Annotated in this window: 13 protein-coding genes; 8 read left to right on the top strand and 5 right to left on the bottom strand. The window is 60.0% G+C overall.

From position 1 onward, the window contains the following. Positions 1-104 precede the first annotated feature (104 nt). A complete protein-coding gene (locus ACIONG_RS17920) occupies positions 105-1631 on the top strand; it encodes a CoA-acylating methylmalonate-semialdehyde dehydrogenase (RefSeq protein ID WP_213027479.1) in 1527 nt (508 codons plus the stop codon). 9 nt (positions 1632-1640) lie between these two features. Beyond that, positions 1641-2528 (top strand): 3-hydroxyisobutyrate dehydrogenase, encoded by an 888-nt coding sequence (mmsB, locus tag ACIONG_RS17915; RefSeq protein WP_103303270.1) that lies wholly within the window; start codon positions 1641-1643, stop codon positions 2526-2528. A gap of 256 nt (positions 2529-2784) precedes the next feature. Here mmsB and ACIONG_RS17910 read toward each other — a convergent pair whose 3' ends face one another. The 4 genes from ACIONG_RS17910 to ACIONG_RS17895 all read right to left on the bottom strand — a co-directional run bounded on the left by ACIONG_RS17910 (position 2785) and on the right by ACIONG_RS17895 (position 5165). Beyond that, positions 2785-3135, bottom strand: coding sequence for a cupin domain-containing protein (locus ACIONG_RS17910; RefSeq protein WP_103303269.1), 351 nt, complete (start codon positions 3133-3135; stop codon positions 2785-2787). Positions 3136-3243: 108 nt separating this feature from the next. Further along, the gene (locus ACIONG_RS17905) at positions 3244-3615 is read right to left on the bottom strand and encodes a MerR family transcriptional regulator (RefSeq protein ID WP_401301544.1); all 372 of its coding nucleotides are present in this window, start codon (positions 3613-3615) and stop codon (positions 3244-3246) included. A gap of 47 nt (positions 3616-3662) precedes the next feature. Then, positions 3663-4238, bottom strand: a complete 576-nt coding sequence (locus ACIONG_RS17900; protein WP_315449288.1) for an NAD(P)H-dependent oxidoreductase — start codon at positions 4236-4238, stop codon at positions 3663-3665. A gap of 45 nt (positions 4239-4283) precedes the next feature. Further along, positions 4284-5165 (bottom strand): LysR family transcriptional regulator, encoded by an 882-nt coding sequence (locus ACIONG_RS17895; protein ID WP_401301541.1) that lies wholly within the window; start codon positions 5163-5165, stop codon positions 4284-4286. A gap of 442 nt (positions 5166-5607) precedes the next feature. Here ACIONG_RS17895 and ACIONG_RS17890 point away from each other — a divergent pair, with 442 nt between their 5' ends. Next, positions 5608-6372, top strand: a complete 765-nt coding sequence (locus ACIONG_RS17890) for a sulfite exporter TauE/SafE family protein (protein ID WP_401301538.1) — start codon at positions 5608-5610, stop codon at positions 6370-6372. On the opposite strand, the gene ACIONG_RS17885 is transcribed toward ACIONG_RS17890, so the two are convergent. Further along, positions 6362-6676: a putative quinol monooxygenase gene (locus ACIONG_RS17885; protein ID WP_315446785.1), complete on the bottom strand. Its 315-nt coding sequence runs from the start codon at positions 6674-6676 to the stop codon at positions 6362-6364. The genes ACIONG_RS17890 and ACIONG_RS17885 overlap by 11 nt on opposite strands. Positions 6677-6860: 184 nt before the next feature. On the opposite strand from ACIONG_RS17885, the gene ACIONG_RS17880 reads away from it, so the two are divergent. The 5 genes from ACIONG_RS17880 to ACIONG_RS17860 all read left to right on the top strand — a co-directional run bounded on the left by ACIONG_RS17880 (position 6861) and on the right by ACIONG_RS17860 (position 12218). After that, positions 6861-7451 (top strand): NAD(P)H-dependent oxidoreductase, encoded by a 591-nt coding sequence (locus ACIONG_RS17880; protein ID WP_401301535.1) that lies wholly within the window; start codon positions 6861-6863, stop codon positions 7449-7451. A gap of 188 nt (positions 7452-7639) precedes the next feature. Further along, positions 7640-8551 carry a LysR family transcriptional regulator gene (locus ACIONG_RS17875; RefSeq protein ID WP_103303262.1) on the top strand — a complete coding sequence of 304 codons (912 nt, stop codon included), beginning with the start codon at positions 7640-7642 and terminating at the stop codon, positions 8549-8551. 103 nt (positions 8552-8654) lie between these two features. Continuing rightward, positions 8655-9548: an NAD-dependent epimerase/dehydratase family protein gene (locus tag ACIONG_RS17870; protein ID WP_401301531.1), complete on the top strand. Its 894-nt coding sequence runs from the start codon at positions 8655-8657 to the stop codon at positions 9546-9548. Positions 9549-9991: 443 nt separating this feature from the next. Continuing rightward, positions 9992-11341 carry a GntP family permease gene (locus ACIONG_RS17865; RefSeq protein WP_401301528.1) on the top strand — a complete coding sequence of 450 codons (1350 nt, stop codon included), beginning with the start codon at positions 9992-9994 and terminating at the stop codon, positions 11339-11341. Between the two features lie 16 nt (positions 11342-11357). Then, on the top strand, positions 11358-12218 hold the full coding sequence (locus ACIONG_RS17860; protein WP_103303260.1) for a MurR/RpiR family transcriptional regulator: 861 nt from the start codon (positions 11358-11360) through the stop codon (positions 12216-12218). Position 12219 lies beyond the last annotated feature (1 nt).

The raw sequence follows: 12219 nt of genomic DNA, 5'->3' as shown, positions 1-12219 counted from the left end.
TATACTCCAAAAACAGTCCGACAACCAATTCGTGACACACGCCTCATTTCAAGGCGAACCTTTCGCCTTGGCTCCTACGATAAAAACAAGTTTCGGAGACCAGCATGAACGCATCGCTTACGCCCAACGAAACCACGGTCCAGAAGGTCAAGCTGCTGATCAATGGCGAGTGGGTCGAGTCGCAAACCACTGAATGGCACGACATCGTCAACCCGGCCACCCAGCAAGTGCTGGCCAAAGTCCCGTTCGCCACCGCTGCTGAAGTCGATGCTGCCGTCAGCGCTGCGCAGCATGCGTTTCAAACCTGGAAGCTGACCCCGATCGGCGCCCGTATGCGCATCATGCTCAAGCTGCAAGCGCTGATCCGCGAACACTCCAAGCGCATCGCCGTGGTGCTCAGCGCCGAGCAGGGCAAAACCATTGCCGACGCCGAGGGCGACATTTTCCGTGGCCTGGAAGTGGTCGAGCACGCCTGCTCCATTGGCACTCTGCAAATGGGCGAGTTCGCCGAAAACGTTGCCGGTGGCGTCGATACCTACACCCTGCGCCAGCCAATCGGCGTTTGCGCCGGCATCACGCCGTTCAACTTCCCGGCGATGATTCCGCTGTGGATGTTCCCGATGGCCATCGCCTGCGGCAACACCTTCGTATTGAAGCCTTCCGAACAGGATCCGCTGTCGACCATGCTGCTGGTGGAACTGGCGATCGAGGCTGGCGTCCCGGCGGGTGTGCTTAACGTGGTTCACGGTGGCAAAGACGTGGTTGATGGCCTGTGCACGCACAAGGACATCAAAGCCGTTTCTTTCGTCGGTTCGACCGCTGTTGGTACTCACGTCTACGACCTGGCCGGCAAGCACGGCAAGCGTGTGCAATCGATGATGGGCGCGAAGAACCACGCCGTGGTACTGCCAGACGCCAATCGCGAGCAAGCGCTCAACGCCCTGGTCGGTGCTGGTTTCGGCGCGGCCGGGCAACGTTGCATGGCCACTTCGGTGGTGGTGTTGGTCGGGGCGGCGAAACAATGGCTGCCGGACCTGAAAGCGCTGGCACAGAAACTCAAGGTCAACGCCGGCAGCGAGCCGGGCACCGATGTCGGTCCGGTGATCTCGAAAAAGGCCAAGGCGCGGATTCTCGACCTGATCGAAAGCGGCATCAAGGAAGGCGCGAAGCTTGAACTGGACGGTCGCGACATCAGCGTGCCGGGTTACGAGCAAGGCAACTTCGTCGGCCCGACCCTATTTTCCGGGGTGACGACCGACATGCAGATCTACACCCAGGAAATCTTCGGCCCGGTGCTGGTGGTGCTGGAAGTCGACACCCTCGACCAGGCCATTGCGCTGGTCAACGCCAACCCGTTCGGCAACGGCACTGGCCTGTTCACCCAAAGCGGCGCAGCGGCGCGCAAATTCCAGACTGAAATCGACGTCGGTCAGGTCGGCATCAACATCCCGATTCCAGTACCCGTGCCGTTCTTCAGCTTCACCGGTTCCCGTGGCTCGAAACTCGGCGACCTCGGTCCGTATGGCAAGCAAGTGGTGCAGTTCTATACGCAGACCAAAACGGTCACGGCGCGCTGGTTCGATGACGACAGCGTCAACGACGGCGTAAACACCACCATCAACCTGCGCTGAGGAACTGCCATGAAAATCGCATTTATCGGTCTGGGCAACATGGGCGCGCCGATGGCGCGCAACCTGATCAAGGCCGGCCATTCGCTGAACCTGGTTGATCTGAACAAAACCGTGCTGGCGGAATTGGAACAACTGGGCGGCACCATTCGTTCGTCGGCTCGCGAAGCTGCCGAAGACGCTGAACTGGTGATCACCATGCTCCCGGCCGCCGTGCATGTGCGCAGTGTCTGGCTCGGTGAAGACGGCGTACTCGCCGGCATCGGCAAAGGTGTGCCGGCAGTCGATTGCAGCACCATCGATCCGCAGACCGCACGCGATGTGGCTGCTGCGGCGGCGAAACAAGGCGTGGCCATGGCCGATGCGCCGGTCTCCGGCGGCACGGGCGGTGCGACGGCTGGCACGCTGACCTTCATGGTCGGCGCCACGCCAGAATTGTTTGCCACCCTGCAACCGGTGCTGGCGCAAATGGGCCGCAATATTGTGCATTGCGGTGAAGTCGGCACCGGGCAGATCGCCAAGATCTGCAACAACCTGCTGCTGGCGATTTCGATGGTCGGTGTCAGTGAAGCGATGGCGCTGGGGGATGCGCTGGGGATCGACACCTCGGTGTTGGCCGGGATCATCAACAGCTCGACCGGGCGTTGCTGGAGTTCGGAAATGTACAACCCGTGGCCGGGCATCGTCGAAACGGCGCCGGCCTCGCGCGGTTATACCGGCGGCTTCGGTGCCGAGTTGATGCTCAAGGATCTGGGCTTGGCGACGGAAGCTGCACGTCAGGCGCACCAACCGGTGGTGCTCGGCGCGGTGGCGCAGCAGTTGTATCAGGCGATGAGTCAGCGTGGCGATGGCGGCAAGGATTTTTCGGCGATCATCAACAGCTATCGCAAGCCGCAGTAACTAGGGTCAGCAATACTTTTGTGGCAGCTGGGATTTTGTGGTGAGGGGATTTATCCCCGATCGGCTGCGCAGCAGTCGTAAACCCTGAGCCCGCGTTTTGACTGACACGATGAAGGCGGCCGCTTCGCGTCCCATCGGGGATAAATCCCCTCGCCACAGGTTCTCTATTTCCACAGATATCTGTGGGGTGTGCTGAACAAAATTGCAGTAGGTGTTGCCGGGAAATCATGTCGGGTGATTTCCCGGCTTTTTTGTATCAGGCAAACACGAAATACTTACGCACCGTCTCGACCACCTCCCACGTGCCTTTCATCCCCGGTTCAATCACGAAAATATCGCCGGCACGCAGGTGGATCGGCGCCATGCCATCCGGGGTGATCACGCAGTAGCCTTCCTGGAAATGGCAGTACTCCCACTTCACATATTCGACGCGCCACTTGCCCGGTGTGCAGATCCAGGTGCCCATGATCTTGCTGCCGTCTTCACTGGTGTAGGCGTTGAGGTTGACGGTGTGCGGGTCGCCCTCAAGTTTTTCCCATTTACAGGCATCGAGTACCGGTAGCGGGTGGGTGTCGCGCAGAACGGTGATAGGGGCGGTCGCGGTCATGGGGGCTCCGGGCAGTGGACTTGAGGAATGAAGTCGCACCCTATAGCGCCCGGGCTCGGGTCAGTTGTCTGTGCTCGACATCGAAGTGCCCAGAAGCGCGCAAACCGCTTACAGATTTTCCAGCGGGCAAGTGACCCGGGCGTGCTCCAGGCTTGCCTCGAAGCCTTCCAGTTGCGCGTATTGGCGGATGAGCTCGGCCATGTTGTTGTTGATTTCGCGCTTCTTCGCCTCGACGGCCTGTTGCGCCAGCGCCCACGGCATCGCCTCGCCGCGGTGATCAGCGAAGATCGCTTGCAACTCCTTGAGGCGAAAACCCATGTCTTTGGCGCATTTGATGAAAATCAGCAGTTCGACGCTTTGTTGATCGTAGAGGCGGTAGTTGCCTTGACGCCGGGGTTTGGGCAGCAAGCCGATCGACTCATAGTGACGGATGCTTTTGATGGTGGTGCCGGAGCGTTGCGCGGCTTGGCCGATGTACATAAAAGTCCTTTTTCAACGTGAAACAGCGCGGGGCATTATCGGCAGACTTACCGGCCGGCGATAGCCTGCGCCTGTTGCAACCAGGCTTGGCGTTGCTGATCGGTGGAGCCAAGCACCGGGCCGAACGTCAGCGTACGCACGGGTTTGATTCCGCAGAATGCGAGTGTTGTCTGGCGCACCTCATTCAGTCCGGGCATGCGGTAGATCCAGCGGTAATACCAGGGCGGCGTGTCCATGGTCACCAGCAAATCTGCGGTGCGGCCCTTCAGCAGTTTGTCCGGGAACGCTTTGCCTTTGCGGTATTTGAAAGCGAATCCCGGCAGCAGCACCCGATCAAAAAAACCTTTGAGCAGCGCCGGAATGCCGCCCCACCAGATCGGGTACACCAGCGTCAGATGTTCGGCCCAAAGGATGTCGGACTGTGCCGCACTCAAGTCGTTTTCCAGCGTCTGGATCTGTTGATAACCCTCGCGCAGCACCGGGTCGAAATCCATTTCGCCAAGCCGTAACTGACGCACTTCATGTCCGGCTTCTAGCGCTGATTGTGCATAGCGATCAGCGAGTGCGGCGCACAGGCTTGTCGCCGAAGGGTGGCCGAGAATCAGCAGAATGCGTTTGCCCATCGTCACTGTCCTTGCTGATGAAAAGCCAAGGATGAAGTCTGCCCCTTAGGGGAGAGTCAAGGCATGCAACAGTGCTTTGGCGTACCCCGGCAATGCGCTGAAATCTCTGGCACACAGCATCAACGTGCGACGGGCCCAAGGCTCATCAAGGGCTACGCTTTTGAAGGCGCGTGACGGCCCGCGTTCAACGGCGGCCAACGGCACAATGGCGAGCCCGGCGCTTCGGCCGACCATGCGCATCACGCTGTCGAAGCCATCCGCGCGGATGCGAATCTGCATGCGTGATCCGCTATTCAGCGCCTGCTCTTCGAGATAGATCGCCAGTGCGCTGTCGGCGCTCAGTCCTACAAACTCGTGGCGCAAGGCGTCGCTGAAACTGACTTCGGCGGCGTCGGACAATGGGTGGTCCAGCGGCAGAATCAGCACCAGTGGATCGTCGCGGAACGCTTGAGTCTGTAGGTCGCTGGTGTCGACCGCGTCAGACACAATCCCCAGATCCGCCGCACCCTGGCGCAAGGCGTGGGTGATACGTGCGCTGGGCAGCTCTTGCAGGTCGATGTCGAGATTGGGGTGGCTGCGCAAAAAGTCCGCGAGCACTTCCGGCAGGTATTCGGTGATCGCGGTGGTATTGCACAGCAGACGCACCTGACCTTTGACACCTTGGGCGTAGTCCGCCAGATCCTGCTGCATGCGTTCGGTCTGCTGCAGAAGGATGCGCGCGTGGTGCGCCAGGGCTTTGCCGGCCGGTGTCGGGATGACGCCACGGCGGCCACGCTGGAGAAAGTCGGTGCCCAGTGACGCTTCCATTGCGCGGATTCTTGCGCTGGCGGCGGCGAGGGAGAGATGGCTGCGGGCAGCGCCGGCAGTGATGTTGCCGGTGTCGAGAATGTGCAGATAGAGGCGCAGGTCGGTGAGGTCGAAGTGCATGGGCAGCCTCTGGTTTTGTGGTTTATGGATAGGCCCTATCGCTGGCAAGCCAGCTCCCACAGGGTTTTGTGTGGACTCAGGTTTTGCATCCAACCCATAAACCTGTGGGAGCTGGCTTGCCAGCGATGGGGCCAATTGCCTCAATGAAGTTCTCAGCCTCTTCCACAGGATTTTGTGTGGACTCAGGTTTTGCATCCAACCCATAAACCTGTGGGAGCTGGCTTGCCAGCGATGGGGCCAATTGCCTCAATGAATTTCTCAGCCTCTTCCACAGGGTTTTGTGTGGACTCAGGTTTTGCATCCAACCCATAAACCTGTGGGAGCTGGCTTGCCAGCGATGGGGCCAGTTGCCTCAATGAATTTCTTAGCCTCTTGCATTGGCAGAGGCTGCCTCAGTATATGGCAAATTTTCAACCCGACGCCTCAGGCGCACAGTAGCGCCATGAACGCACTCGCAGATTTCTACCAAAACCTCGGTCTGGCCCTGTCACTGCTGGTCATCGCCACCTTCGTCATGGCCGGTCTGGTCAAAGGCGTCATCGGCCTTGGACTGCCCACGGTCGCCATGGGGTTGCTGGGTCTGGCTATGGCACCGTCGCAGGCAGCGGCGCTGCTGATCATTCCGGCAACGCTGACCAATGTCTGGCAACTGGCCTTCGGCGGACATTTGAAAGAACTGATCCGGCGCCTGTGGCCCATGCTGCTGATGATCTTTCTCGGCACCGGTGTCGGCACTGTGTGGATCGGCATGGCGGGCGGGCACTGGGTGGTGCGCGGGCTGGGCACGGCGCTGTTGCTCTACGCGTTGAGCGGGTTATTCCTGCCGACGCTGCACGTTAAACCTCGCCATGAATCCTGGCTCGGTCCGGTCTGTGGCGTGATCACCGGCGTCATCACTTCCGCCACCGGCGTTTTCGTGATTCCCGCCGTGCCGTACCTGCAAGCGCTGGGCTTGAACCGTGATGAACTGGTGCAGGCGCTCGGCCTGTCCTTCACCGTTTCGACGCTCGCGTTGGCCGGCGGCTTACTCTGGCGCGGTGCGCTCGGTGGCGGCGAATTGAGCGCCTCGTTGCTGGCGCTGATTCCGGCAGTGTTCGGCATGTTGCTCGGCCAATGGCTGCGTCAGAGGATCAGCGCGGCGCTGTTCAAGCGTGTGTTCTTCATCGGCATGGGCGCGCTCGGCGCCCACTTGCTGATCAGCGGTTAGCCGACGACTCGCTGAGCATGTCAATGCGGCGGATATCAAAATCGCGCTCCAGATACTCCATGCGCTGTTCGAAGAATTGCTTCATGTGCGGCAGATTCGAGTGCACATCCAGATGCGCCTGGCTTTCCCAGATCTCGTAGAAGATGAACAGCGACGGATCTTGCTGGTCGCGCAGCATGTGGTATTCGATGCAACCTGGTTCGGCGCGACTAGGTTCAACGTAGGCGCGGAACAGCGCCTCGAAAGCCTCGGCTTTTTCCGGGCGGGTCTTGGCGTGCAGGATGAAACCGTGGCGTTCACTCATCGATAAAACTCCTCAAGTTCAGATGGCGACCAATGCTACGGCAACAATCCGGACTCGATTCGTGCGTTTTGATCAAATGTATTTTGCGCAACCGCCGCTTATTCCGCGTGAGACACAACGTTAATCTGCCGCCATTCAACGTTCCCATCTCTATCCAGCCCAGTGGCTGCGCCGAGGCTTTGCCATGAAAAAAGTTTTGTTGCTCAACGGCGGTAAAAAATTCGCCCACTCCGACGGTCGCTACAACACCACCCTGCACGAAGCCGCACTGAGCGTGCTGGATCGTGGCGGTATCGACGTGAAAACCACGTTCATCGACGAGGGCTACGACGTTGCTGAAGAAGTGGCGAAATTCCTCTGGGCCGACGTGATCATTTATCAAATGCCGGGCTGGTGGATGGGTGCGCCGTGGACGGTGAAAAAGTACCTCGACGAAGTCTTCACCGAAGGCCACGGCAGCCTCTACGCCAGCGATGGCCGCACCCGCTCCGACGCGTCGCAGAAGTACGGCAGCGGCGGGCTGATTCAGGGCAAGCAATACATGCTGTCGCTGACCTGGAACGCGCCGCAGCAGGCGTTTGATGACCCGACCGATTTCTTCGAAGCCAAAGGCGTGGACGCGGTGTACTTCCCGTTTCACAAGGCCAACGAATTTTTGGGCATGACTGCTTTGCCAACGTTCCTCTGTGTGGACGTGATGAAGCGTCCGAACATTAAGAACGATGTGGCGCGGTATGAGCAGCATCTGAACGAGGTGTTCGCTCTCAAGGCTTGAGGTGCTTTCCTCTGCCAAATGGATTTATCTGTGGTGAGGGGATTTATCCCCGATGGGTCGCGTAGCGGCCCCACTCTTGATCCTGAAAAAGAAGGGGCCTGCTGCGCAGTCCATCGGGGATAAATCCCCTCGCCACAAAGGTGTTCTCTCTCCACAATGGATTTGTGCCGATCAATTAAGGGACACCCGTGAAAGCCAGATCCGATGAGTTGCAGATTTTCGTCTGCGTGATCGAATGCGGTTCGATTTCCGCCGCTGCCGAACAGGTCGGGCAGACGCCGTCAGCGGTCAGCCGCACCCTGTCGCGGCTGGAAGCCAAGCTCGACACCACGCTGATCAACCGCACCACGCGGCGCATGGATCTGACCGAAGAGGGCAAGTATTTCTTCGAGCAGGCCAAGCTGATCCTCGATCAGATGGACCAACTCGAAGAGCGTCTGTCCTCCCGTCAACAAACCCCGTCCGGACGCTTGCGGATCAACGCCGCCTCGCCGTTCATGCTCCACGCCGTCGTCCCCTACATCGACGAGTTCCGCCGTCTCTACCCGGACATCCAGCTCGAACTCAACAGCAATGACCTGATCATTGACCTGCTGGAACAAAGCACCGACGTCGCCATCCGCATCGGCACCCTCGCCGATTCCACGCTGCATGCGCGTTCACTCGGTTGCAGTCCGCTGCTGATCGTCGCCAGCCCCGCGTATCTGGAAAAGCACGGCGCGCCGCTGCAAGTGGCGGATCTCAGCGAGCACACCTTGCTCGGCTTCACCCAGAACGAAGGCCTCAACCAGTGGCCGCTGCGTTACGTGCACGGTGATCGCTGGCCGATCACTCCGGCCATCAGCGCTTCCAGTGGCGAGACCGTGCGCCATCTGGCGTTGGAGGGGCAGGGCATCGCCTGCCTGTCGCATTTCATGACCATCGATGACATCCGCGCCGGACGTTTGAAGGTGCTACTGGGCGAGTTCAACAGCGGTTATCGCCAGCCGATCAACGCGGTGTACTACCGTAACTCGCAACTGGCGCTGCGCATTCAGTGCTTCCTCGACTTCATTCAGAGCAAACTCGCCGCTTACGCCAGCGCTGATTTCAAGGGCTGATTCGTGACCTCTGCGCAACAGTGATTTGGGTGAGGGCGGGTTTTTCCGCAAGGGTCACAGGCCGATACTCGCCCCATCACTTATTCACGCAGGGAGTTTCTCCATGAACGTATTCGTCACCGGCGCTGCCGGTTTTATCGGCGGTTCGATCGCCACCGGTCTGGTCCGGGCCGGGCATAAAGTCACCGGTCTGGTGCGCAGCGCAGAACAAGCCGATGAGCTGAAAGCACTGGGCATCACCCCGGTGATCGGCACCCTCGACGACAAAGCATTGCTCGCCGAACACGCCCGTGCCGCCGACGCCGTGATCAATGCAGCCAGCAGCGACCATAGCGGCGCGGTCGAGGCCTTGCTCGACGCCTTGCGCGGTTCCGACAAAGTATTCCTGCACACCAGCGGTTCGAGCATCGTCGGCGATGCGTCGGGCGGCAAATCCAGCGACGTCATCTACCACGAAGACAACCTGCCGGAACCGACCGTCGACAAAGCCGCCCGTGTGGCCATCGACAACCTGATCCTCGCCGCCGCAAAGGATGGCGTGAACTCCGCTGTCATCTGTAACACCCTGATTTACGGCCACAGCCTAGGCGTCAATCGCGACAGCGTGCAGTTGCCACGTCTGCTCAAACAGGCACGCAAAAGCGGCGTCGTGCGCCACGTCGGCACTGGCCAGAACATCTGGTCCAACGTGCACATCGAAGACGTCGTCGCTCTGTATCTGCTGGCGCTGAACAAAAACGTTCCGGGTACTTTCTACTTCGTTGAAAGCGGTGAAGCGTCGTTTATCGACATGACCACCGCCATGGCCGAAGCGCTGAACCTGGGCCAGCCACAAGACTGGCCACTGAAAGACGCCGAGGCCGAATGGGGCTTTGAGATGGCCAACTACGGCCTCGGCTCCAACAGCCGCGTACGCGGCAAACACGCCCGCGAACTGCTGGGCTGGGCGCCGAAGCGTACGTCGGTGGTTGAATGGATTCGTAACGAAATGGTGTGAGTCGTACACCACGCGTGTAAACGCCACCTAACCTGTGGGAGCTGGCTTGCCAGCGATAGCGTTTGACCAGTCAGCATCTATGTTGAATGTGCCGCCGCCATCGCTGGCAAGCCAGCTCCCACAGGTTTGCGCATTCTGTCTGAAAGAATACGATCAAAACTGTGGGAGCGAGCCTGCTCGCGAAAGCGGTGCTTCAGTCGATAGAGATGTTGAATGCGAGACCGTCTTCGCGAGCAGACTCGCTCCCACATAGGTTTCTCATCTGCCAGGAAACTTATGAAAATCCCGCCCCGCGATTTTCATTAATCGCGACACGACATATCCATCCGCGACACGCCTTACCTCTCCACGAAAATTACTTTCATGCGGTTTGAAATCTCGATCTCGAAATGATTTATGAGTTTCACAACCCATTCGAACGTGACCCTTTCGAGGAGTACCGCATGACGCCTTCCTTCGGCTATTGGCTGCTGGTGTATGCCGCCGTCGCCATCATCGCGCTGATCGTATTGATCGCCCGTTATCGGCTCAATCCGTTCATTGTCATCACGCTGATTTCCATTGGTCTGGCACTCGTGGCGGGGATGCCGCCGTCGGGCGTGGTGGGTGCCTATGAGGCTGGGGTGGGCAAGACGCTGGGGCATATTGCGCTGGTGGTGGCGCTGGGGACGATGCTTGGCAAGATGATGGCCGAGTCCGGCGGTGCCGAGCAGATGGCCCGTACCTTGATCGATAAATTCGGCGAGAAAAACGCGCACTGGGCGATGGTCTGCATCGCGTTTCTGGTCGGGCTTCCGCTGTTCTTCGAGGTCGGTTTCGTGTTGCTGGTGCCGATTGCTTTCACCGTGGCGCGGCGCGTCGGCGTGTCGATTCTGATGGTCGGTTTGCCGATGGTTGCCGGCCTGTCGGTGGTGCATGCGCTGGTGCCGCCACACCCGGCGGCGATGCTCGCGGTACAGGCGTATCAGGCGTCGGTCGGGCAGACCTTGTTGTATGCAATTGCCATCGGTATTCCGACGGCGATCATTGCCGGCCCGCTCTACGCCAAATTCATCGTGCCGCGCATTCAGTTGCCGGCGGATAACCCGCTGGAAAAGCAATTCCTCGACCGCGAACCCCGCGACAGACTGCCGGGTTTCGGCATCACCATGGCGACCATTCTGCTGCCGGTGGTGTTGATGCTGATCGGCGGTTGGGCCAACCTGATTTCCACGCCGGGCAGCGGTTTCAATCAGTTCCTGTTGTTCATCGGCAACTCGGTGATCGCGCTGTTGCTGGCGACGTTGTTGAGTTTCTGGACGCTGGGCATCGCGCAGGGTTTCAACCGCGAATCGATCCTCAAATTCACCAACGAATGCCTCGCGCCGACCGCCAGCATTACTCTGCTGGTGGGCGCAGGTGGCGGCTTGAACCGGATTCTGGTCGATGCTGGCGTGACCGATCAGATCGTCGGCCTCGCCCACGAATTTCACCTGTCGCCGCTGATCATGGGCTGGGTGTTCGCCGCGTTGATGCGCGTCGCCACCGGTTCCGCGACCGTGGCCATGACCACTGCGTCCGGCGTGGTCGCGCCGGTGGCCATCGGTCTGGGTTATCCACACCCCGAACTGTTGGTACTGGCGACCGGTGCCGGGTCGGTTATCTTTTCCCACGTCAACGACGGCGGCTTCTGGTTGATCAAGGAATACTTCAACATGACGGTCGCGCAGACGTTCAAGACTTGGACCGTGCTGGAGACGTTGATCTCGCTGGTCGCTTTCGGTCTGACCGTCGGCCTTTCCTATCTGCTTTAACCGGAGCCTGCCGCCCATGGACATCCTCTACCAGATCCGCGCCCGCCAGGATTCCTTCAGCGCCGGCGAGGGCCGCATCGCCCGGCTGATGCTCGACGACGTCGGTTTTGCCGCCTCCGCCAGCCTCGAAGATCTGGCGCAACGCGCCGAGGTCAGCACCGCCACGCTGTCGCGGTTTGCCCGCAGCGTCGGTTGCCGTGACCTGCGCGACCTGCGCCTGCAACTGGCTCAGGCCAGCGGCGTCGGCAGCCGTTTCCTCGACCCGGCGGGCACGCCTGAGCAGTCGGCGTTCTACGGGCAGATCGTTGGCGATATCGAAACCACGCTGCGTCAGCATCTCGCAGGTTTTGACGAATCACGCTTCGCCGACGCGGTGAAATTGCTCGGCCAGGCGCGGATGATTCACGCCTTCGGCATGGGCGGTTGCTCGACCTTGTGCAGCGACGAATTGCAGGTGCGTCTGGTGCGCCTCGGTTATCCGATTGCGGTGTGTCATGACGCGGTGATGATGCGCGTCACCGCTGCCAGCCTGAACGCCGAACAAGTGGTCATCGTCTGCTCGCTGACCGGCATCACCCCGGAACTGCTGGAGACAGTCGAACTGGCGCGCAACTACGGCGCGCGCATCCTCGCCATCACCCGCGCCGACTCGCCGCTGGCCGAACTGGCCGACATCGTCCTGCCGCTGCAAGGTGCGGAAACCTCGTTCATCTACAAACCGACAGCGGCGCGCTACGGCATGCTGCTCGCCATCGATGTGCTCGCCACCGAGCTGGCGCTGGCCAATCCTGAAGACAATCAAGAACGTCTGCGGCGGATCAAACTCGCCCTCGACGAATACCGTGGCGGTGACGATCACCTGCCGCTGGGAGACTGAC

This window comes from Pseudomonas sp. NPDC087817 (assembly GCF_044742875.1).
In the GTDB taxonomy this organism is placed as follows: domain Bacteria; phylum Pseudomonadota; class Gammaproteobacteria; order Pseudomonadales; family Pseudomonadaceae; genus Aquipseudomonas.
This window is presented reverse-complemented; position numbering and strand designations above follow the sequence as displayed.